Origin of the sequence: Micromonospora sp. NBRC 107095, from assembly GCF_030269705.1 — a bacterium.
GTDB lineage: Bacteria > Actinomycetota > Actinomycetes > Mycobacteriales > Micromonosporaceae > Micromonospora > Micromonospora parva.
Genome location: NZ_BSTU01000001.1, coordinates 2385792 through 2407829, shown reverse-complemented (window position 1 = coordinate 2407829; position 22038 = coordinate 2385792). Strand labels below are relative to the sequence as shown.

19 protein-coding genes are annotated in these 22038 nt (G+C 72.4%); 10 read left to right on the top strand and 9 right to left on the bottom strand.

Features of this window, described 5'->3' with window-relative positions; translation table 11 throughout:
- Nucleotides 1-146: 146 nt before the first annotated feature.
- The gene (locus tag QSK15_RS11195; RefSeq protein ID WP_279520144.1) at nucleotides 147-1187 is read right to left on the bottom strand and encodes an App1 family protein phosphatidate phosphatase; all 1041 of its coding nucleotides are present in this window, start codon (nucleotides 1185-1187) and stop codon (nucleotides 147-149) included.
- Between the two features lie 220 nt (nucleotides 1188-1407).
- Here QSK15_RS11195 and QSK15_RS11190 point away from each other — a divergent pair, with 220 nt between their 5' ends.
- From QSK15_RS11190 to QSK15_RS11175, 4 genes are all read left to right on the top strand, one after another.
- On the top strand, nucleotides 1408-3093 hold the full coding sequence (locus QSK15_RS11190) for an ArnT family glycosyltransferase (protein ID WP_285794099.1): 1686 nt from the start codon (nucleotides 1408-1410) through the stop codon (nucleotides 3091-3093).
- 64 nt (nucleotides 3094-3157) lie between these two features.
- Nucleotides 3158-3955, top strand: a complete 798-nt coding sequence (yaaA, locus tag QSK15_RS11185) for a peroxide stress protein YaaA (RefSeq protein ID WP_285794098.1) — start codon at nucleotides 3158-3160, stop codon at nucleotides 3953-3955.
- A gap of 106 nt (nucleotides 3956-4061) precedes the next feature.
- A complete protein-coding gene (locus QSK15_RS11180) occupies nucleotides 4062-4805 on the top strand; it encodes a hypothetical protein (RefSeq protein WP_285794097.1) in 744 nt (247 codons plus the stop codon).
- Between the two features lie 63 nt (nucleotides 4806-4868).
- Nucleotides 4869-5825, top strand: a complete 957-nt coding sequence (locus tag QSK15_RS11175) for a TAXI family TRAP transporter solute-binding subunit (protein ID WP_285794096.1) — start codon at nucleotides 4869-4871, stop codon at nucleotides 5823-5825.
- Nucleotides 5826-5834: 9 nt separating this feature from the next.
- Here QSK15_RS11175 and QSK15_RS11170 read toward each other — a convergent pair whose 3' ends face one another.
- The 3 genes from QSK15_RS11170 to QSK15_RS11160 all read right to left on the bottom strand — a co-directional run bounded on the left by QSK15_RS11170 (nucleotide 5835) and on the right by QSK15_RS11160 (nucleotide 8353).
- Nucleotides 5835-7280 (bottom strand): sensor histidine kinase, encoded by a 1446-nt coding sequence (locus QSK15_RS11170; RefSeq protein ID WP_285794095.1) that lies wholly within the window; start codon nucleotides 7278-7280, stop codon nucleotides 5835-5837.
- 9 nt (nucleotides 7281-7289) lie between these two features.
- Nucleotides 7290-7946: a response regulator transcription factor gene (locus QSK15_RS11165; protein WP_030335802.1), complete on the bottom strand. Its 657-nt coding sequence runs from the start codon at nucleotides 7944-7946 to the stop codon at nucleotides 7290-7292.
- 95 nt (nucleotides 7947-8041) lie between these two features.
- Entirely contained in the window at nucleotides 8042-8353 is a 312-nt protein-coding gene (locus tag QSK15_RS11160; RefSeq protein WP_285794094.1) for a hypothetical protein, read from the bottom strand.
- A gap of 113 nt (nucleotides 8354-8466) precedes the next feature.
- Between QSK15_RS11160 and QSK15_RS11155 the strand changes: the two genes are divergently transcribed.
- Entirely contained in the window at nucleotides 8467-8805 is a 339-nt protein-coding gene (locus QSK15_RS11155) for a DUF952 domain-containing protein (RefSeq protein WP_285794093.1), read from the top strand.
- A 110-nt stretch (nucleotides 8806-8915) separates the two neighbouring features.
- On the opposite strand, the gene QSK15_RS11150 is transcribed toward QSK15_RS11155, so the two are convergent.
- From QSK15_RS11150 to QSK15_RS11140, 3 genes are all read right to left on the bottom strand, one after another.
- Nucleotides 8916-10673 carry a CDP-glycerol glycerophosphotransferase family protein gene (locus QSK15_RS11150; protein WP_285794092.1) on the bottom strand — a complete coding sequence of 586 codons (1758 nt, stop codon included), beginning with the start codon at nucleotides 10671-10673 and terminating at the stop codon, nucleotides 8916-8918.
- Nucleotides 10674-10901: 228 nt separating this feature from the next.
- Nucleotides 10902-13016 carry a DUF6077 domain-containing protein gene (locus QSK15_RS11145; protein ID WP_285794091.1) on the bottom strand — a complete coding sequence of 705 codons (2115 nt, stop codon included), beginning with the start codon at nucleotides 13014-13016 and terminating at the stop codon, nucleotides 10902-10904.
- Nucleotides 13017-13141: 125 nt separating this feature from the next.
- Nucleotides 13142-13780 (bottom strand): TetR/AcrR family transcriptional regulator, encoded by a 639-nt coding sequence (locus QSK15_RS11140; protein WP_285794090.1) that lies wholly within the window; start codon nucleotides 13778-13780, stop codon nucleotides 13142-13144.
- Nucleotides 13781-13960: 180 nt separating this feature from the next.
- On the opposite strand from QSK15_RS11140, the gene QSK15_RS11135 reads away from it, so the two are divergent.
- The 4 genes from QSK15_RS11135 (at nucleotide 13961) to QSK15_RS11120 (ending at nucleotide 19033) form a co-directional block, all read left to right on the top strand.
- A complete protein-coding gene (locus QSK15_RS11135; RefSeq protein ID WP_285794089.1) occupies nucleotides 13961-14854 on the top strand; it encodes an ABC transporter permease in 894 nt (297 codons plus the stop codon).
- Between the two features lie 34 nt (nucleotides 14855-14888).
- A complete protein-coding gene (locus QSK15_RS11130) occupies nucleotides 14889-15665 on the top strand; it encodes an ABC transporter ATP-binding protein (RefSeq protein ID WP_124778207.1) in 777 nt (258 codons plus the stop codon).
- A 146-nt stretch (nucleotides 15666-15811) separates the two neighbouring features.
- Nucleotides 15812-17329: a bifunctional cytidylyltransferase/SDR family oxidoreductase gene (locus QSK15_RS11125; RefSeq protein WP_285794088.1), complete on the top strand. Its 1518-nt coding sequence runs from the start codon at nucleotides 15812-15814 to the stop codon at nucleotides 17327-17329.
- Between the two features lie 33 nt (nucleotides 17330-17362).
- Nucleotides 17363-19033, top strand: coding sequence for a CDP-glycerol glycerophosphotransferase family protein (locus tag QSK15_RS11120; protein ID WP_285794087.1), 1671 nt, complete (start codon nucleotides 17363-17365; stop codon nucleotides 19031-19033).
- A 4-nt stretch (nucleotides 19034-19037) separates the two neighbouring features.
- On the opposite strand, the gene QSK15_RS11115 is transcribed toward QSK15_RS11120, so the two are convergent.
- Entirely contained in the window at nucleotides 19038-19784 is a 747-nt protein-coding gene (locus QSK15_RS11115; protein ID WP_285794086.1) for an alpha/beta fold hydrolase, read from the bottom strand.
- 136 nt (nucleotides 19785-19920) lie between these two features.
- Between QSK15_RS11115 and QSK15_RS11110 the strand changes: the two genes are divergently transcribed.
- Entirely contained in the window at nucleotides 19921-20958 is a 1038-nt protein-coding gene (locus tag QSK15_RS11110; RefSeq protein WP_285794085.1) for a hypothetical protein, read from the top strand.
- A 73-nt stretch (nucleotides 20959-21031) separates the two neighbouring features.
- Here the strand turns inward: QSK15_RS11110 and QSK15_RS11105 are convergent, their stop codons facing one another.
- The gene (locus QSK15_RS11105) at nucleotides 21032-21880 is read right to left on the bottom strand and encodes a C39 family peptidase (RefSeq protein ID WP_285794084.1); all 849 of its coding nucleotides are present in this window, start codon (nucleotides 21878-21880) and stop codon (nucleotides 21032-21034) included.
- Nucleotides 21881-22038: the final 158 nt, after the last annotated feature.

The window sequence follows — 22038 nt, the reverse complement described above, 5'->3', positions numbered from 1 at the left end:
GTTCCTCATCGGCATCAGAGTCCTACGGCCCTCTCACCATTCCCGCCGCCAAGGTCGAATGGGACGGTAGCGCCGAGCGTCAAACCTCGACCATCCGGCAGGTAGGCGGATCTTGGCGGCGCACACGGCGTGCGCGCCGGCTTTGATCAGACCAGGCCGGCGTCGCGCAGCAGCTGCCACAGACCGGCGCCGTCCGGGGCGGAGAGCCACTTCTGCCCCACCGGCCCCGACGAGGGGCGGCCGGCCGGGGCGGGCAGGCTACCGGCCAGCACCGACTGGGTCGGGGAGAGCCGACGGATCGCCACCCCGGCCACGTTCTCCGGGTGGGCGGCGGCGAACTCGCGGTAGATCTCCTGGTCGTGCTGGCCGTCGTCGCCGACGAGCAGCCAGCGCACGTCGGGGAACTCCTTGGCCAGCCGGGCCAGGGTGCTGCGCTTGTGTTCCATGCCGCTGCGGAACCAGCGGTCGGCGGTCGGCCCCCAGTCGGTGAGCAGCAGCGGCCCGGCCGGGTAGAGGTGCCGGGACAGGAAGCGGGTCAGCGTGGGCGCCACGTTCCACGCCCCGGTGGAGAGGTAGAAGACCGGGGCGCCGGGGTGCGCGGTGACCAGCCGCTCGTAGAGCACCGCCATGCCGGGCACTGCCGCGCGGGCGTGCTCGTCGAGCACGAACGTGTTCCAGGCGGCGAGCAGCGGTCGGGGCAGCGCGGTCACCATCACCGTGTCGTCGATGTCGGAGAGGATGCCGAACCTGACGTCCGGGTCGAGGATGCGCACCGGCGCGTCGACCGGTTCGGCGTCCGGGACGCTGAGCCGGACCGTACCCCAACCGGGTGGCAGGTCGGCCTCGACGAGCGTGTCGACGAAGCCGCTGCGGTCGGCACGCGTCTCGTGGCACACCCCGCCGGCCTCGATGGTCACCGTGACGTGCTTGGCGGGCAGCGTGGTGAAGCTGCGCCAGCCGCGGACCTTGTCCAGCCGACCCCGCTGGCGGGTGTCCGGACGGCCCAGCAGGACCCGACACATCACCCGCACCCACCCCGGCGCGCCATAACCGGTGTACGCGACGATGTTGATCCGCCAGCCGGTGCGCCGCAGCCGACGCTCGACGAGCTGGTGCACGGCGTCCTCGATCCGCGCGGCCCGGTGCAGGTTCGGTACGGCCAGCTGGCCGGCGGGAGTGGGTGGCACGCGCCAACCCTGCCACACGTCGGCAGCCACGGCCACGCGAGCCGTCCCCGGCCGCACCGAGCCAGCCAGCCCTGGCCGTACCGGCCCAGCCAGCCCTGGCCGTACCGGCCCAGCCAGCCCCGGCCGCACCGGCCCAGCCAGCCCTGGCTGCGCCGATCCACCTCGGCGGCCCGGCCGGACGTGAAACACTCCGGTCGGGACGACGACGGGGGCGTTGGTCGTGTCGCATCCAGAGCAGCACCGCGGGCGATGGCGTCCGCGACTCGACCGGCCGGCGCTCGTCGCGCTGCTGTTCGGGCTCGCCGGTGTCGGCTACCGGCTGGTCCTGACGGTGTTCACGGTGCCGGTGTCGAACAGCGACGAGGCGACCTTCGGCCTCGCCGCGCTGCACATCGCCCAGGGCCGGGAACGCCCGATCTTCCTCTACGGCCAGCACTACATGGGGGTGTTGGAGTCGTACCTGGCCGCTCCCCTGGTGGCGGTGTTCGGGCCGAGCTGGCCGGTGCTGCGGCTGCCGATGCTCGTGCTGTACGCGATCTTCCTCTACCTGATTTACCGGTTGACCCGCCGGCTCTGCACACCGTGGTTCGCCGCCTTCGTGGTGGGTCTGCTCGCGCTCGGGCCGGAACGGGTGGTGCGCGACCAGCTGACCGTCGTCGGTGGGCGGGCAGAGGTGAAGCCGGCGGTGCTGCTGATGCTGCTGATCACCGTGGGGCTGGCCGTCGGCACGGTCCACCGCCGACGACTCGCGATCGGGCTGTTCGGGCTGCTCGTCGGGCTGTCGGTCTGGTCGGACTGGCTGATCCTGCCGTACCTCGCGGTGGCCGGCCTGGCCCTGCTCTGGGCGGTACGGCGGGAGCTGGTCGGCTGGGCCGGTCTGCTGCTGGTGGCGGGGGCGGTCGTCGGGGTGGCCCCGATGATCGTCGACAACCTGCGGGCCGGGCCCGGTGAGGACTCGTTGTCGGTGTTCCGGGAGGTCAGCACCAAGGCCGGACCGCAGCCACCGTGGTCCGACCGGATCCGGGGCGGCCTGCTGGAGGGGGTGCCGCTGGCGCACGGGCTCTGCCCGGTGGACGGCTGCGGACGCTGGCAACAGTGGTTCGGCGTGCTGTACCCGGTGTTGCTGGTGGCCGGCGCGGCACTCGCGGTGCTCGCGTACCGTCGCGCGGCCACAACTCCGGGCAGGGAGCGGGTTGAACGCGCCGGTGTCGCGTCCGCGGGTGCAGAGCAAAGGCCCGGAGGGTTGCGTGCAGAGCGGGTCGGGCCGGTGGTGCAGCTCGCGCTGATCGCCGGCGCGGCGTTGACACTGCTGTCGTACGTGCGCAGCCCGCTCGCCGCGACCAGCCCACTGGACAACGCCCGCTACCTGTCGGTGCTGCAACTGTCGCTGCCGGCGGTGCTCTGGCCCCTCTGGGTGGCGGCGCTGACCGCCTGGCGGGGCACCAGCAGCGTCCTGGGCCGGATCACCGGCGCGCTGTCCGCCGCCGTGTTGGCCGCGCTGACAGTGACCACGCTGGTGATCACCGTGCTCTTCGGGGCCACCGGCACCACGGCGTCGCGGACCGAGGAACGCCAGGCCCGGGAGTTGGCCGCCGCGCTGCGCGCCGACGGGCCCCACGAGGTGTACGGGGACTACTGGACCTGCAACCGGTTGATCTTCAACACGGACGAGTCGGTGGTCTGCGGGGTGCTCGACGGCGACCTGTCCCCCGGGCAGAACCGCTACCGGCCGTACTGGCAGCAGGTGGGGCGGGCCGAGCGGCCGGGCTACGTGGTGGAGGCCGGCTCACCGATGGACCGGCGGTTGCGCAGGCTGCTCGCCGACCGGGGTGACGCCACGCCGGTACGGGAGGTCGGCGGCTATCGCGTGTACCACCCCGACACCCCGGTCCGGCCCTGGCGGTAGGGGCTGGTCGTACGCTGGCCGGGCCGGCGCGTGGGGCGCCGCGCTTCGCCCGTCGAGGAGACACATGCTCATCCTGCTGCCGCCCTCGGAGGGGAAGGCCGACGCCGGCACCGGACGGCGCTGGGCCCCGGACCGGCTGTCGCTGCCCGAGCTGAACCCGGCCCGCGAGCGGGTGCTGGACGCCCTGGTGGCGCTGAGCGCCGGGCCGGACGAGGAGGCGGCGCGGGCGGCACTCGGCCTCAGCGAGGGTCAACGCGGCGAGCTGCGGCGCAACGCCCGACTGCGGGAGGCGGCCACCGCGCCGGCCGAGCGGCTCTACACCGGGGTGCTCTACGAGGCGCTGGACCTGGCCTCCCTACCGGCCGCGGCGCAACGGGCGGCCCGCCGGTCGATCCTGATCAGCTCCGGGCTGTGGGGCGCGGTACGGCTGGCCGACCGGATCCCGCCGTACCGCTGCCCGATCGGCGCCCGCCTGCCCGAGGTCGGGGCGCTGTCGGCGTACTGGCGCAGGGAGCTGACGCCGGCGGTGGACGGGGCCGCCGGGCGGGGTCCGGTGCTGGACCTGCGCTCCGGCGCGTACGCGGCCACCTGGACGCCGCGCGGAGAGCTGGCCGAGCGCACTGTCACCGTGCGGGTCCTGCACGAGCGGGAGGTCGACGGGGTGCCGGTCCGCTCGGTGGTCAGCCACTTCAACAAGGCCACCAAGGGGCGGCTGGTCCGCGACCTCCTCGTCGCCGGCGCCCGGCCGCGTACCGCGGCGGAGCTGGTGGGCACCCTGCGGGAGTTGAAGCACACGGTGCTGGAGCAGGGCACCGCCGCGGGCCGGGTACGGCAGGTGGATCTGGTCGTCACCGACCTGTAGCGGCGCGGCAGCCGCAAGATTTGCTCAAGGCTCGGCCGCAGCGGTTCCGTAACGGCCTGACAGGGGCCACGGTAAGGCGACCCAGACTCCGGCAAGGGAGCCTCCGTTGACCCGCGAACCCGCCCTGCTCGACCGGCCCCACCCCTCGACGTCTCCGGCCCCGCTGGATTGGTTGACCCTGGGCGACGCGTTCGAGGCCGCCTGCCTGCAACGGTGCACACCGCCGCCGACCGCCGCCCGACCGAGCGCGGTACGGGCCGCGCACACCCCCGGGGTGGAGTTCAACCGGGAGGACGCCGCGCAGCGGATGCGGCAACTGCTCGCCCGGCTGGACATCCCGGTCACCCACGAGGTGGCCGTCGGGGGCCTGCGCCGCCGCTACGAGTTGCACCGGCTGTGGGTGCCCCGGGAGCACCAGGGCGCGTACACCCGGATGTTGGACGCGGGCTGGTGGCAGGGGAGGCGCGAGCTGCTCGGCGGGCCGCTGCCCGGCGCCTCGCCGGCCCGGCGGCGGTTGGTGACCCGGCTGGCGGAGGCGGCCTGGCGCTCGGCGCTGCTGGCCGCCGGGCGGCACGTCCGCCGGCACATCCTCGGTGTCCGACTCACCGACCGGGAGTTGGCAGCGGTGCTCATCAGGGGCGCGGCGGTGCTCGACGTGCCGGCCCGGCTCCGCCCCGGCACCGGTTGCTTCCTGGTCAGCGTGGCCGACGGCCCGGACCGGCAGCGGATCCTGCGCAGCGCGGCGTTGGAGCCGGCGCGGCCACCGATGGCGGCACCCGGGACGGCGACGGCACGCGGGATGAACCCGGCGCGTGCTGTCGGTGCGCCTGCGGGTCGCGCCGCCTGCTGATCGGTGCCGGCCGTCCGGACGTCGCCCGACCCGGGCTTGCGCGCACCGGCACGACGGCGCACAGTGCACCGCGTGAGTCGTACCTCGTCCAGCCGCGCCGGCCTGGCCGCCCTGTGGACGGTGCTGCTGATCGCGAACATCGCGGTCGCCAGCTGCCGGGACGCCCCGACCCCGCCGACGTCGATCCGGATCGCCACCGGCAGCCCCACCGCCGTCTACTACGCGTTCGGGCAGTCCCTGGCGGCCATCCTCAACCGGGAACTGCCCGACGTCAGGGCGAGTGTGGTGGTCACCGCCGCCTCGGCGGAGAACGTCCAGCTCGTCGGCTCCGGCGGGGCCGAGCTGGGCTTCACCCAGGCCGACGTGCTGCCCACCAGCACGACGGGAAGCCCCGCGGTCGCCGCCGTCGCCCGGGTGTACGACGACCAACTGCACCTGGTCACCACGAGCGGCGGCCCGGTCCGCACGGTCGCCGACCTGCGCGGCCGGCACGTTTCCGTCGGCGCGCCCGGCTCGGGCACCGAGATCACCGCGACCCGGCTGTTGGAGGTGGCCCGCCTCGGTGGCGACGGGGTGCGCCGCGAGCGGCTCGGTCTGGACGACTCGGTGAAGGCGCTGCGTTCCGGGCGGATCGACGCGTTCTTCTTCTCCGGGGGCCTGCCGGTGCGGGGCATCGAGGAGTTGGCCGACGCCAGCGCCATCCGGATCGTGGATCTCAGCGACTGGACCGAGCCGCTGCGCTCGCGCTACGGCCAGGTCTACGTCTCCCGGGACATCCCCCGCTCGGTGTACGGGGTGGACGCGGTGACCACGGTGGCCAACCCGAACTATTTGATCGTCCGGGCCGGGCTGCCGGAACCGTTGGTCCGTGAGGTGACCCGGCTGCTGATGGACCGCCGCGCCGAGCTGGCCGCCGCGCATCCGGCGGCAGGACGGATGAGCCCTCGCTCGGCGATCGTCACCGCGCCGTTGCCGCTGCACCCGGGCGCCGCCGCGTGGTACCGCGCCACCAAACCGTGACGGCCGGGCTCAGCGCGCCGGGCTGGGCCGCAGGTCGGTGGCCGGTTCCTCCTGCGCCGGTTCGTCCTCCGCCGGCTCCACAATGAGGACCGGCGCCGGGAACCACAGGGCGGCGACCAGCCCCCGCGACTCCCCCGGGCGCATGGTGAGCCGCCCGTCGGACGCGTCGACCAGCACTGCCGCGATGGTCAGGCCCAGCCCCGCGCCGTCCACGTTCTGCGCGTCCGGGGCCCGCCAGAACCGCTCGGTCGCCTGGCCGAGCTGACTCTCCGTCATGCCGGGGCCGGAGTCGCGAACCTCCAGCGCCACCCCGCCGTCGCGGCGGGCCACCGTCACCGTCACCGCCCCACCCGCCCCGCTGAACTTCACCGCGTTGTCGATGAGCGCGTCCAACGCCTGGTCGACGGCGGTCGGCACGGTCTGGGCGTACGCCGGGGCGTCGGTGGTGGCCAGCCGCAACGCGACCGACCGGTGCCGGGCCAGCGGCGCCCACGCAGCCACCCGGGAGGCGGCCACCGCGGCGGCGTCCACGGTGACCCGCTCGTTCTCCTCCCGTTCGGCCCTGGCGAGGGTGAGCAGCGCGTCGAGCACCAACGCGAGCCGGTCGGTCTCCTCCAGGGCCAACTGGTGCTCGGACCGACCGTCCTCGTCGGTGAGGCTGGGCCCCAACTCCTCCACCCGCAGCCGCAGCGCGGTGAGCGGGTTGCGCAGTTGGTGGCTGGCGTGCGCGACGAAGGCGCGCTGCCGGTCCATCACGTCGGAGACCACGTCGGCCATGTGGTTGAAGCTGGCCGCGAGGCGGCGCAGCTCCGGCGGCCCCAGTCGGTGCTGCACCCGGGCGCCCCGGTCGCCTTCGGCGATCTCGTGCGTGACCGCGTCCAGTTCGGTGACCGGGCGCAGCACCCAACCGGCCAGCCCGAACGCGGTGAGCACACAGGCCAGCACGGCGAGCAGGCCGGCCAGCGCGAGCAGCAGCCACCACGCGACGACAGCTCGGCGGATCGGGCCGGCCGGGGTCACGATCACCACCGCGCCGAGCACCTCACCGCCGTCGTTGATCGGTACCGCCACCACCACCGGGTCGGTCGTCCAGGGCCAGACCGACTCGGGGGCGCTGGTCTGCTGCCCGGACAGCGCGACGTCCAGCACCGTGGCGGTCCCCGGGGTGGGCTGCCACCGGGGCGACGAGACCGGGGTGTTCCGGTCCCGGTCGACGATCGCCGCGCTGATCGAGTACAGGTCGTCGTAGCTGGTCAGCTCCGACTCGATCGGGCCGGGCCCGCCGTCGCGCAACGCCGGCCCGGCCAGCGAGGCGAACCGGGTGGCGTCGGCGAGCCGGTCGGCACGGACCCGTTCGGTCTCCCGGCTGGCCATGGTGGCCGCCAGCGGGGTCTCCAACGCGATGAGGACGAGGACCATCAGCAGCAGATAGCTGATCACCAGGCGGCGACGCACGTCAGCTCCTCACGCGTCGCGCAGCCGGTAACCGACGCCGCGCACGGTCTCCACCAGGCGGGCGTCGCCGAGCTTGCCGCGCAGCGACCCGACGTGCACCTCGACGGTGTGCCGGTCGGCCCAGGTGGTGCCCCAGGCGTCGAGCAGGATCCGGTCGCGGGGCACCGCCACCCCGGGCTGGCGGGCCAGCGAGAGCAGCACGTCGAACTCCTTGCGGGTCAACGTGACGACCCGCCCGTCGACGGTGACCGTCCGCGCGGCCACGTCGATGCGGACCGGACCGGCCTCGATGAGGTGCCGCTCGGGCGCGGCGTTCGCGGCGCGGCGCAGCACCGCCTCGATCCGGGCCTGCAACTCCACCATCGAGAACGGCTTCACCACGTAGTCGTCCGCGCCGAGGCGCAGACCCAGCACCCGGTCACGTTCCTCACCCCGGGCGGTCACCGCGATGATGCCGAGTTGACTGCTGCGCCGACGCAACTCCCGGCACAGGTCGGTGCCGTCCCCGTCGGGCAGGGTCAGGTCGAGCAGCACCAGGTCGCACGGGGCGGCGGAGAGGGCGGCGGCGACGGTGGCCGCGTGCTCGACCTCGTACCCCCGGCGGGTGAGGGCGGAGGACAGCGCAGCGGCCACCCGGCGGTCGTCCTCCACCAGCAGGATTCGCACCCGTGCCCCCGTCCGTCGCAGCGCTGTCCTGCGAATGGTGGCAGAAGCGCGCGCAGACCGGGAGGCCGCCCGCCCGCGTCGGGTGGGCTGACGCCCTAAAGGCCGAAGACGTCCTCGGCGGTGGCGTCCCGGACGCCGTCGGTGAACCCGCGGAAACCGGGGTCCTCGTGGCTGGCCGGCACGCTGGTGACGGTGACCCCGCTGGCCTGGGTGACCGCGTCGACCAGCGGCGGGTAGTCGATCTCGGCGTCACCGAAGGCGTCGTCGTCCGCCTCGGCCAGGTTGATCACGTGCTGTACGTCGTCGGACGGAGTGTCCGGGTCCTCGGCCCACTCGCCGCCGGCCCGGTAGCACTCGTCGTACAGTGCCCGCTGGCTGTCGGTCCAGTCATCGTCGTAGCTCTGCATCGCCCATCCCTCCGCGGCCTCTGACCTGAGCATGCCCGGCGGGAGGCGACGGGCGCGGCGGTACCGGCGAAAACCGGGCGAGCGCGCCGACGGTCGCCCCGTACGCTGCTGTGGTGATCTACAAACTGCTGTCGAGCGCGGAATGGGACGATGCGCTCGCCGTCGGCGCCTTCGCCGGCTCCGCCGTGGACCGGCAGGACGGTTTCATCCACCTTTCCGCCGGCGACCAGGTGGTGGAGACGGCACGGCGACACTTCGCCGGTGCGACCGGGTTGACCCTGCTCAGCGTCGAGGAGGAGCGACTGGGCGACGCGCTGCGGTGGGAGCCGTCGCGCGGCGGTCAGCTCTTCCCGCACCTGTACGGCTCACTGCCGGTCACCGCGGTGGTGGCGGCGCGGGCGCTGCCGGTGGACCTTCCGGTCCCCGACGCGGTGGCCGCCCTGCTGGGCTGACCCGAACGCGGGTCGGCCCCCGAACATGGCCGGACCCGAACGTGGCCTGACGCGAACGCGCCCGACCCGACAGTGTCGGGCCGGGCGCGCGTTGCCGTAGGGACGGCAGCTCACTGACAGAGCCGGTCGATCTCCTGCTGGAAGCGGTCCATCGGGTTCGCCTCGGCGGGGCCGAGCAGGTAGGTCTTCAGCTCCCGGCGGGCCTCGGTCATCGGGTCGTCACCGGCCCGGGTGACCGTCACGATCTTTTCCAGCTCACCGCAGTCCTTGGAGAGCAGGTACGCGGCCCGAGCCGTCGGGTACTCGCGGCGGAAGTCGTCCTCCGACAGGCCAGCCGGGTTGGCCACCACGTACGGCCGCTGGCTCTGCACGAAGTCGGACACCACACTGGACACGTCGCTGATCAGCAGGTCGGTCTGGTTGAAGCAGTCGAACAGCGCCGGCGTGCGGCCGGTGACCACCAGGTGCGCGGTGCCGTCCAACGACGACGCGTCGGGGTCGCCCCCGGCAGCGCGGATCGCGGCGACGATCCGCTCGTGCACCGCCCTGGCCGCCTTGGACCGCGACCCGGTGAGCGGGTGCGGCTTGTAGATCAGGCGCAGCCGTGGGTTCGTGGCCAGCAGCCCCTTGACGATCCGCTCACCCATCAGCACCAGCGAGGTGTGGTACGGGTCGTCGTCGAGCCAGCCCTCCCAGGTGGGCGCGTAGAGCACCGTGAACGGCCGGTCCACCGACTCGGCGCCGAAGGTGTGCACCCCGGCGAGCTGCGGCCGGCCGATCTCGACGATGTCCGAGTCGAGGACCCCCACACCGGCTCGCGCGTACCGTTCCCGACCGGCCAGACCGGCGACCCAGACCTCGTCGTACACCTTGCTGTAGGGGTTGACGCTGGCCTGCTTGTCGCTGTCGCCGTGCCCGACGAAGACGTGCTTCGTACCCGGCTCGCGGAGCATGTGGATGTTCGCGCCGACGTTGGCGGCGTAGAGCGCCGCGCGGACGCCGCCGAGGTCGAGGTTCATGAAGTCGACACCGGCCGGTACGCAGATCACCGGCAGCCGGGTGTCGGCCAGCTCCAGGAACGCCTCCCGGCTGCGCATCAGCACCACCGCGCGCTGCTGGAGCGCCTCGGTCGGGGCGAGCCACATGTTCGCCTGGTAGACGTCCTTGGCCGGGCCGGCGAAGTAGAGCGCCACCTCCGGCCGGTAGTTGTCCAGCCACCGCTGGACCGCCGGCAGCAGCGGACCCTGCCCCGAGCCCCGACCCCGCAGCCAGGTCAGCGCGACGATGGCGCCCACCAGACCGGTCGCCACGACCGCCACCGCACCGGCCACGAAGAACGGCGTCGGGTCGTGTTGCACCGCGGCGGCCACACCGGCCGGCACCAGCAGCAGGTTGAGCAGTGGCATCCGGTCACCGGCGACCGCCGCCGCCCAGGCGGGCGGCGTGGGCGCGCTGGACAGTGGACCCAGCTCGATGTTGCGCACCATGGCGGAGATCGGGTTACGACGCTCGATCATGGTGGAGAACGCGCCGGCGAAGACCGACACGACCCACACCGCGGCCGGCAGTACGAGCAGCAGGGTCAGTTCGCCGCCGCTGAGCCGCACCTCGGCGGCGACCAGCAGCACGGCGGCGAGGTCCCGGGTCAGCTGTCGGTACGACCAGTGCAGGCCGACCTTCTCCAACAGCAGCTGCGACGGCGGTGACCAGCGGGCGACGGCGAACTCGCCGATGATGGCGGCCAACCCGGCGACGGCGAACAGGCCGACCCAGCCGAATACGCCACCGACGAGCATGACCAGGTAGGCCAGTACCAGTAGCGCACTCTGGGCGGCCACTCCGAGGCGTCCTGTCAACGTGCCGAACAAGCGAGTTCGCTCCCTACGAGATTTCGTTGCGGGCGGTGCCCGTGATGGACCGACGTCACTCCCCCGTCGCGCAGTGGCTCAGTCGCGGCCGGCTGCGTGTGACTGCGACCTTAACGCGAGCGGACAGCTCGGTGTCGCTCGGGTATCCGGCATCATTTCGGGCAAAATTCCGGCCCGGGACGCGCCCGACCCCCGCACGGGGTCGGGCGCGTGGGATGGGCGCAGCGGTCAGCCGGCCCGCCGGAAGCAGGTCACCGCGCCGGGCTTCGGGCGCTTGGCGAACTCCTGGTAGCCCAGCTGCGGGGCGGTGTCGCGGGCGTACCGGTTGCCGTTGTAGACGCAGATGGTGCCCACGTCCAGGCGGTCCAGTGCCGGCGTCAGCTCGGCCGGCGTCGGGCTGGCGGTGCCGTCGGCGAAGTCGGACAGCAACAGTCGGTCCTTGGCGAACTGGGAGTTGAGGTCGTATTCGACGAGGTAGAAGTCACGGGGCAGGACGACCCGGACCTCGCTGGTGACGATCGGCGTCGTACGCATGATCGTCTTCGGGGCGAGCAGCAGGCCCTCCGGGCGGTCCAGACCCTTGATCCAGAACGCGATCGCCTGACGCTGCTGCGGGAGCTTCCAGGTGGGGCGGGGGTGCACCTCGACCCAGCTCTTCGACGACCACATCGGGGTGGCGAACAGCGCGAACGAGGCGACCAGCAGCACCGCGATCCCACCGGACGCGGCCCGGCGCAGCGCCCGGCTCGGTGCCGGCACACGCACGGTGCACAGCAGCCCGATCAGCGTCGGCAGGGCGAGCAGCCACGGCACCCGCCACAACACCACCGAGATGCCGCTCAACGCGCTGAGCACCTCCAGCACGCCGGGCACGAACAACACGCTCAACGCCAGTGCGGCACCGGCGGCGAGCAGCGCGGGCGTACGGCGGCGGGCGAGCAACGCGCCGCACCACAGCGCGAGACCGCTGATGACCCCGACCACGCCGAACAGCAGGGTCCGCCGGTAGGTGTACGCCGCGTCGAAGAAGGCGTCGTCCGCGCCGGTCGCGGTCATCCCGCCGAGCACCAGGCGGGAGACCACCAGCGAGCCGATCGGGTACGCGAGGGCGGCGACCGCCGCCACGACGGCAGCCTTCCAGCGGCCGACCAGCAGCATGGCGAAGCCGGCGGCGCCGACGAGCATCGGCAGGATGATCGCCGCGGTGTTGGTGAGCCCGATCGCGGTGATCGAGAGCGCCACGATGAGCACCAGGCTGCGCCGCGACCGGGTGTCGAACCACTCGGTGAGGTAGAGCCACATCAGCGGGATGACCGCCGAGACGAACATGCCCTTGCCCTCGTGCAGCCGCAGCAGGTGGAACGTGCCCAGTGCGGCGTCGTCACCGGCGACGAGGTACAGGTACGCGATCGCCACGGTGAAGGCGAGCAACGCGCGGCGCGGGGCCCACCGGTGCGTCAACCGCCACAACGCCAGCGCGGCGAGCACCGCCATGATCGGCAGCAGCACGTACCAGAGGGCCGAACTGGCGTGGATGCCGACGACGTTGGCGAACGCGCCGTCGAAGACCTCGATCGACGGGATGGGCGGCTGCGAGCCCATGGCCGGCAGCACGTTCTCGGAGAAGAGGAAATCGTTGAGCGGAATCAGGTCACGCTCGGCGATCCACACCGACTTGCCGACGTAGTAGACGTCGTCGGGGGTGTTGCGGGCCATGAAGAACGAGGAGATGCCAACCAGTACCGAGACGACCAGCGCGTACGCCGACTGCGCCGCGGTGGGCGTCGGGGCGGCCGGGGTGAGCACCGGGCCGCGCAGCCACGCCTGGCGTACCAGCAGGAGCCCGCCGACGGCCGCGAGCAGCCCGGCGACGGCCGGAATCCACCAGGTGAGGTCGATGCTGGTACCGGCCGCGCCGGCGGAGACGGCGGCCACCACGGCGGCGACCAGAACGCCGATCAGCAGGCGACGGTCGGTGGCGGGCCGCGTGCCGCCGGGCTCCTCCGGAACCGCCGGGGCGCTGCCGGTCGGGGCGCTGTCGGTCCGGGCGCCGGCGCGGCGGCGGGCGCGCAGCACGGCCACCACCGCGAGCACCACACAGGCCACCAGCCAGATCCGGAAGGTCACCGACGGACGCAGGTCGCCCAGGAAGGCCAGGTGGTAGAGCACTGTGAAGAGGGCGAACGCGATCACGGCGCCATCGGTGAGCACCGCCGGGGCGTGGGCCACCAGCGCGCCTACCCGGGACAGCCCTCGAGGGTGGGACGGTCGGGGTGCCTGCCCGCTCCGGGGCGTCGGATCCGGTTCGGCGGGCGCTACGGCGATGCTGTCGACGTTGGCCACGGGCGTCCTTACTCGTCAGACGGATGAGGGGCCTCGGCACGGTGATGGCCGGGTGTCAAGGGGGCAGCGTAGCGGAATCGGGCAGAGCGACCGCTGCTGCCGGCGACCGGGTGTCGGGGTGCTGGTCAATCCGATCTCGGGGCCACCCGGGGGCGGGGCAGAACGCCGTCGGCGCCGAGCCCGGCCGCCACGGACTCGACCAGGCTGTCGAGGTAGCCGTCGGTGAGCGGGAGCCGGGCGATGGCGAGCCGCCAGTAGAGCGGCCCCACGATGAGGTCGACGGCGGCATCCAGGTCGGTGTCGGCGGGCAGCTCGCCACGCTGCACGGCCCGGGTGACCAGGCGACCGCCGATCTCCTGTTGCCGGGTGTGCAGGACCTGACGCAGGGTCGCGTCGATGGTGGGGTTGCGGGCGGCCTCGGCCAGTAGGTCCGGGATGATCTGCGATGCCAGTGGGTGCCGCAGCGCGTGCGCCACCGCCTGGAACAGCAGCGCGAGGTCACCGCGCAGCGTGCCGGTGTCCAGCGCGGGGAGCTTGCCGTGGGCCGCGGCGGCGACGATCTCCAGCACCAGGTCGAGCTTCGAGCTCCACCGTCGGTAGATCGCCGTCTTGCTGACGCCGGCCCGGCGGGCCACCGCCTCGATGGAGAGCCGGCCGTAGCCGACGGCGGCGAGCTCCTGCATCAACGCGCGGCGGATCGCCGTGGTGATTTCGTCGCGCAGCACCGCCGCGCCGGCCGGTGCCCGCCTCTTCTCGGTGGTCATCGAGGGCTCTTATTGCAGGTCACGCCGCATAGCGTAGCGCAACGACGGTACGGTTGCGTCCCGACGTGTTTCGGACTACTGTCCTGGCAGCGACGAGGCGGCGCCCCGCGCAAATTTCCCACTAGGATGCGATCGTCGCGAGCAACCCCCGTCTGCACGAAAGATCGGAGCGCCATTTCCATGGCCACCACCGCGCTGGTCGACCCCGACACGGGCCTGACCCAGGCGCAGCTGGCCGCTCGGCACGGGCTACGGGTCGCCGGTGAGCGCCCCAGCCTCGTCGAGTACAGCCGCCGACTGTGGGCCTACCGGCACTTCATCGCCGCGTACGCCAATGCCAAGCTCGTCGCCTCGTACAGCAACGCCAAGCTGGGTCAGCTCTGGCAGGTGCTCACCCCGCTGACCAACGCGGCGGTCTACTACCTGATCTTCGGGGTGGTGCTGGCACAGAACGAGATCCCGAACTTCATCGCGTACCTGACCACCGGGCTGTTCATCTTCAACTTCACCCAGAGCGCCGTCCTGGCCGGCACCCAGTCGATCAGCAGCAACCTGGGGCTGATCCGGGCCCTGCACTTCCCCCGGGCCAGCCTGCCGCTGTCCACCACGATCACCCAGTTCCAGCAACTGCTGGCCTCGATGGTGGTGCTCGTCGGCATCGTGCTGGCCACCGGCGAACCGCTCACCTGGGAGTGGCTGCTGTTGGTGCCGGCCCTGCTGCTGCAGGCGGTGTTCAACGCCGGCGTGGTGCTGCTGGTGGCCCGGCTGGGCTCCAAGTCCAGCGACCTGAAGCAGGTCATGCCGTTCATCATGCGGACCTGGATGTACGGCTCCGGCGTCCTCTACAGCGTCAGCCTCTTCGAGCGGCTGCCCGGCTGGGCGACGACGCTGGTGCAGTTCAACCCCCTGCTGGTCTACATCGAGCTGGCCCGGTACGCGCTGCTCGAGGAGGCACCGCTGCTCAACGAGTCGCTGACCCAGCTCTGGCTGGTCGGCGCCGGTTGGGCGCTGGTGGCCGGCATCGGCGGTTTCATCTACTTCTGGCGCGGCGAACAGGAGTACGGCCGTGGTTGAGCACTTCGACGCCCACACCGAGGCGAGCGCGACGATGACCCGGACGCAGGAGCGCATCCCGACGGTGGTCGTGGACGACGCGCACATCATCTACCGGGTGCACCAGGGTGCTTCAGGTGGCACCACGCCGGTGGCCGCGCTGCGCCGGCTGGTCAAGCGCACCCACGCGCCGAACGTCCGGGAGGTGCACGCGGTCAAGGGTGTCTCCTTCACCGCGTACCGGGGCGAGGCGATCGGGCTGATCGGCAGCAACGGCTCCGGCAAGTCCACCATCCTGCGGGCCATCGCCGGCCTGCTGCCGGTCAACCGGGGCGCCATCCACACCCAGGGGCAGCCGTCGCTGCTGGGCGTCAACGCCGCCCTGCTCAACGACCTCTCCGGGGAGCGCAACGTCGTGCTCGGCTGCCTGGCCATGGGCATGCATCCCGATGACGTGGCCAAGCAGGCCGCGGGGATCATCGACTTCTCCGGGATCAACGAGCGGGGTGACTTCGCCAGCCTGCCGATGCGGACGTACTCGTCCGGCATGGCGGCCCGGCTGCGGTTCTCCATCGCCGCCGCCAAGAAGCACGACGTGCTGCTCATCGACGAGGCGCTCGCCACCGGCGACAAGGGCTTCCGCAAGCGCAGCGAGCAGCGGGTACGGGAGCTGCGCGAAGGGGCGGGAACGGTGTTCCTGGTCAGCCACCAGCTCTCCTCCGTACGGGACACCTGCGAACGGACGATCTGGCTGGAGTCGGGCGTCATCCGGATGGACGGCCCCACCGACGAGGTCATCCGGGCATACGAGGCGTACGCGAACAGCAAGTAGAGTTCCGCGAACGTCCGGCATCGACACGGCACCCCGAGGACCGCGTCGCCCGCGTTGGGGCGGCGCGGTCCGCGCGTTAAGGTTCATTCCGTCGCCGCTCGGGCGGAACCTTCCGTTAACGCATCCCTGAGAGTGAGGATCCGGCAATGACGCAGGACCAGACCACTGGCCCGGACGCCGAAGCGGAGAACCCGACGCCGTGGCGCCCCTCACGGACAGTGGCGGTGGTTCTCGCCGGAGGCACCGGGACCCGGCTGGGCCTCGGCATCCCGAAGCAGCTGCTGAAGATCGCCGGTAAGCCGATCATCGAGCACACCCTCGCGGTCTTCGAGGCGGCACCGGAGATCGACGAGATCATCGTGCTGATGGCCACCGGCCACGTCGAGGACGCCCGGCAGATCGTCGAGAAGGCCGGCCTGCGCAAGGTCACCAAGGTGATCGAGGGCGGTGACACCCGCAACGCCACCACCCGGATCGCGCTGGACGCGGTCGGCCCCCAGGACTGCAACATCCTCTTCCACGACGCGGTGCGTCCGCTGGTCAGTGGCCGGATCGTGCGCGAGTGCGTCAACGCGCTCTGGAGCTACGCCGCCGTGGACGTGGCCATCCCCTCCGCGGACACGATCATCCAGGTCGACGACAACGACTGCATCACCGACATCCCGACGCGCTCCCGCCTGCGCCGTGGCCAGACCCCGCAGGCGTTCCGCTCCCCCACCATCCGCGAGGCGTACCGGATCGCCGAGGGTGACCCGGACTTCGCCGCCACCGACGACTGCGGCGTGGTGCTGCGCTACCTGCCCGGCACCCCGATCAAGGTGATCGACGGTTCCGACGAGAACATCAAGGTCACCCACCCGGTCGACGTGCACCTGGCGGACAAGCTCTTCCAGCTCGCCGCCGCGCAGGCACCCCGGCTCACCGACCACCGCAGCTACGCCGAGGAGCTGACCGGCCGCACCATCGTGGTGTTCGGCGGCAGCTACGGCATCGGTCACGAGCTGGCCGAGCTGGCCCGCCGCTACGGCGCGCAGGTCTTCCCGTTCAGCCGCTCCACCACCGGCACCCACGTCGAGCGCGCCGAGGACGTCGAGGCCGCGCTGACGACCGCCTTCGAGGCCACCGGCCGGATCGACCACGTGGTGGTCACCGCCGGGATCCTGGAGCGGGGCGCCCTCGCCGAGATGGACGAGGAGACGATGGACCGGGTGCTCCAGGTCAACTTCGTCGGCCCGGTGACCATCGCCCGGCAGTCCCTTCCCTACCTCCAGCAGACCAAGGGTCAGCTGCTGCTCTACACCTCCAGCTCCTACACCCGGGGCAGGGCCCGCTACGCGCTCTACTCGGCCACCAAGGCCGCCCTGGTCAACCTCACCCAGGCGCTCGCCGACGAGTGGGCCGACGTGGGCGTCCGGGTCAACTGCATCAACCCGGAGCGCACCGCCACCCCGATGCGGACCCGGGCCTTCGGCGAGGAGCCGGAGCACACCCTGCTCGCCGCCGAGGCCGTCGCCCAGTCGTCGCTGGACGTGCTGATCTCCGACCTGACCGGTCAGGTCATCGACGTACGCCGGGCACCCGGTGACGGGCCCACGCCGAACGTGCCGGTCCAGGCCGGGTCGGGTTCTCTGAAGGCACCGGCCGGCGCCACGTCCGCGAACTGACGCCGGCGGCGGCGGAACCACGAACGGAGCGACATGCGCGGCGACCTGGTCCGAAAGCTGGCCGCCCGGTGCCTGACCATCGGGTTGGCCGTGCTGGCCTTTGTCGTGCTGGCACTCACCGGTGCCACCGGTTGGGGGCTGGCACTGGCCGTCGCCGCGCTGGCCGCCACGGCCGCCGAGCAGCGGATCCGGCCCGGCGCCGACCTGGTGGCGGAGACCACGTTGATCGCCGCGGCGATCCTGGTCGGCTACGCCCGGCGGCTGGACGACGGGCTCAACCTCGCACTGGTCGTCACCGGGCTGGTCCTGTTGGGGCTGGTGCTGCTGGTGGGTCCGCTGCGCACCGCCGGCAGTCTGGAGATCCGGACGGCCAACCTGCCGGTACGCGCCTGGACGCCGCTGATCGCCGACCAGCTCGGCACGGCGCTGCTCGGGCTGCTCGCCGCCCTGGCGCTCGCCGCCGCGCTTGCCCTGCCGGCCGGGGTGGCGCTGGCCGCCAGCCTGCTGGTCGGGGCGGGCGCCGGTGCTGTCGCACTGGACCTGGCCCGGCGACGGTTCCGGCCACGGGCCGGTGGCGGGCCGGTGGCCGCCGCGCTGCGCCGCCACCGCCCGGAGTTCCTGCTCTACTTCTCCGCACCCCCCGGGTCGGAATACCAGGTCACCATGTGGCTGCCGTACCTGGAACGGATCGGCCGGCCGTTCCTGGTCGTGCTGCGCGAACCGGAGTTCCTGGCCCCGATCGCGGCGGCAACCGACGCGCCGGTCGTCTACTGCCCCACCCTGGGCGCGATGGACGAGGCGCTGGTGCCGAGCCTGCGGGTGGCGTTCTACGTCAACCACGGGGCGAAGAACAGCCACTGCGTCCGCTTCACCCAGCTCACCCACGTCCAGCTGCACCACGGCGACAGCGACAAGGCGCCGAGCGCCAACCCGGTCTCGGGCATCTTCGACCGGATCTTCGTGGCCGGGCAGGCGGCGATCGACAGGTACGCCCGCGCCGGGGTGCAGATCCCGGCGGACAAGTTCGTGGTGGTGGGTCGCCCACAGGTCGAGTCGATCGAGGTACGCGCGGAGCCGGCGCGAGGATTGGCGCACCCCACGGTGCTGTACACCCCGACCTGGACCGGGCACCATGCCGACGCCGACTACTGCTCGCTGCCGGTGGCGGAGAGGCTGCTGCAGCGGCTGTTGGAGCGCGGCGCGACGGTGATCCTGCGGGCCCACCCGTACACCGCGCAGAACCCGGCGTCGGCCCGCCAGCTGGGCCGCCTCACCGAACTGCTCGTCGTCGACCGGGCGCGCACCGGCCGTCAGCACGTGGTCGGCGCGGCGGCTCGGGAGCTGAGCCTCACCGAGTGCGTCAACTCCTCCGACGCGCTGGTCTCCGACGTGTCCGGCGTGATCTCCGACTTCCTCTACTCCGGAAAGCCGTACGCGGTCACCGACATGGGCGACGAGGGCGAGCGGTTCGTGGAGCGCTTCCCGTTGGCCGGGTCCGGTTACGTGCTGCGCCGGGACATGTCCAACGTGGACGACGTGCTGACCGCGCTGCTGGACACCGACCCGCTGGCCGAGGCCCGCTGGGCCACCCGCCGCCGCTACCTGGGTGACTTCCCGGCCGAGTCGTACGCCGAGGCGTTCCTGGCCGCCGCCCGCCGGGAGCTGGCACCGGCCGAGACCCTCACCGCGTCCACCCCGGCATAGCCGCTCAGCGGTACGGATCCAGCAGCGCCAGCACCGCCGTCGGGTCCTCGACGTGCGCGTTGTGGCCGAGGCCGGGCAGGGTGGCGACGGGCACGCCATACTCCTTGAGCTGTTCGTCGGTGACCATCGGGTCGTGCTCCCCGCGCGCCAGCAGCACCGGCACGTCGGTCGCCGCCAGCAGCGCGGCCAGGTCGGGCTCGCCGACGGCGAACGCGGTCGGGTCCATGGCGAGGCGCCACCGGCCGTCGACCTGGCGCAGCCCGGCGTCCACCACGGGGGCGTCCGGCGGGACCAGGCCGGCCAGCCCGGAGACCCGCAGGTAGCGGCGCGCCGCCTCGGCGCGGGTCGCGAACCAACTGACCGGGCGGGCGGCGAGGTCGGCGGCGCGGGTCAGCTCGTCGGGTGACCAGACGGCCTTGATGCCCAGTCCGACCACGGCGTCCACCGGCGTCCCGGCGGCGCGGGCGGCCAGCGCGAGGCCGACCACCCCGCCCAGCGAGTGCCCGAGCACGACGAGCCGGTCGCCGGGTGCCAGGCCGCGCGCTATCTGGTCGGCGAACCCCGCGAAGGTGTACGACTGAAGCGGTGCCGCCCAGCCGTGGCCGGCGAGGTCCGGTGCCAGCCACCGCCCCGCCCAGCGCTGCTCCAGCAGCGGCGCCCACGGCAACCAGACGTCCCCGGTCGTGCCCATCCCGTGCAGGAGCAGCAGGACCCGCCCGCGACCGGCTTGACCACCCGATTCATCCACCACGGCCGCAGTCTCCCACGGTTCACGGCCTGGTACGAGAGCCGTCATCCACGCCGCCCCCACGAAACCATGATCCATTGTAGAGTTCCGGGCCGGACGGACAGAGCCATCTGTCGATTCCGTCCCGAGGGGAGCCACTGTGTACAGGATGTACGGGTCGGCGCTGGTCGCGGCACTGGCAGCCGTCACGCTCGGCGTACCGCACTGGGCGTCCGCGACGCCATCGGACGTGGCCGCACCGAACGTCGCAACGATCGCGGCGGCCGATCGGGTGCTGCGGGTCTACAACAACAACATCGAGAACCTGGTGGTGAACAACTCCGACGGGAGCTGCACCCGGATCTCCGGACCGGACCACCTGACCTCGATCCTGGTCGACGACGTCGGTCGCACGGGCACCAGCGGCGTGGTGGCGCCCGACATCCTGATCGTGCAGCAGGTGCGTGGCACCGGCCAGGCCGAGGCGTACGCCGACCAACTGTCGGCGAAGTTCGGCTACCCGGCGGGCAGCTACGGGGCGATCGTGGCGTGGGACGACCCGGAGCCGTGGGGCAGCACGCACAAGTGCAGCTCGCAGTCGCTCGGGGACCTCAAGAAAAAGCAGACCAACGGCATCATCTGGAACAAGCGCACGCTCAACCTGGCCAGTGGCGACATCTCGAAGTACTGGAGCGCGGGTTGGCTCAAGCCGGGCACGGCGTACGCGAACGGCGCCGGGTGCACGCTGTACAAGCCGCCGAACAGCGACCCGGACAGCACCGACTACTACAAGTGGAAGCGGACCAGCGCGATCGCGGCGCGCTTCACCATCAAGGCGACCGGCACCAGTGTGTTCGCCGCGACGATGCACCTGCCGCAGGAGAATCGGCAGAACGCCTGCGCCGGCGACGGCGACCGGGGCATCGCCAACAGCGGCATCCACCTCGGTGCGGACGCGACCACGCTGCTGAACGCGTCGACGATCCGCGTGGTGGGCATCGACGCGAACCGCACCGGCATCGCCCCCGGCACGCTCAGCGGCTACGGCATGACCGGGTACGGGTCGGCGGCCACCAACGGTTCCAGCAAGATCGACTACTTGTTCGTCAGGGGCAGTGTGCAGTCGTCCGCCGTCGACCACACCGTGGTCGGGACGAAGTCGAACCACAAGGCGTTGTACGGCTTCATCACCTACTGACCGCACAGTCGAAGACGCCGCGGGCGCCGGCCCCTTGTGGGGGACGACGCCCGCGACGGTCAGCGTGCCCGGGTCAGGCGGAGTAGCCCCGGCTGGTGATCCAGTTGGCCAGGTCGATGGTGGTGATCCAGTACGACGGGTCGGCTGGGTTCGCCGAGTCGGCGATCCGCACGGTGCGACCGTTGTCCTTGTAGCCCACGACGGCGATGTAGTGCCCGCCGCCGTAGGAGTGCCAGCCGCCGTCGGTGTCGGTGGCGTCCCCGACGACGTTGGCGACCACGCCCCGGCCGTCGGTGATGGCCTTCACCACGTCGGCCTGGAGCCGGTCCATCTGCGCCGGGCTGGGCGCGCTGGGGAACATCCGGGTCCGGTACGGGGAGCCCTTCACCTCGGCGTTGAGCACCCGGGTGGTGTCCTCGGCCGAGTTGGTGCCCATCTCGGTGGTGCCCAGCTCGGCGCCGAGCTCCTCCTGGGTGCGGTCGATGCCGGCGGCGCTGAGCGCGTTGCGAGTGGCCGCCGGACCGCAGTTGTAGTAGGTGTTCTGCGCCTCGTAGTCGTAGTCGAGCACCTTGGTCGCGGGCGGCTTCGGCGGCGTCGGCTTCCGGGTCAGGTCGGGGTTGATCTTTGCCTTCGCGGCGGGGGACGCGGCGCTGGTGGTCGGCGCGGCGGTGGTCGGTGCGACGCTGGCCGAGGGGGACGCGTCCCGAGCGTCGCCACGGGAGGCGGCGACGTCGCTGCGCATCTCGGCGACGGTGGTCGCGGTGCGCTGGTCGGCCGGGGCGTCGTCGGCGGTGGTGAGCAGGGCGCCGCCGGTGGTGGCGATGGCGAGGGCCGCGGCGGAGGCGGCAACGATCTGGTACGGGCGCTCGGTGACGAGGCGGCGGAGCTGACGCTGCAGGGTGTGCTTCACGGGGTCCTCCACGGATCGGGGGGAGAGCGGCACACCGGGGCCGGACCGGTATCCGGGCAGGCGCCAGCGCGCGGACCGTGGTCCGCGGATGGTGAACCGCTCAGGGGAACGCCCGGCGTGGCCGGGCGGGGAAGGCGATGACCCGGGGGGTCAGCTCACCGTCACTGGAC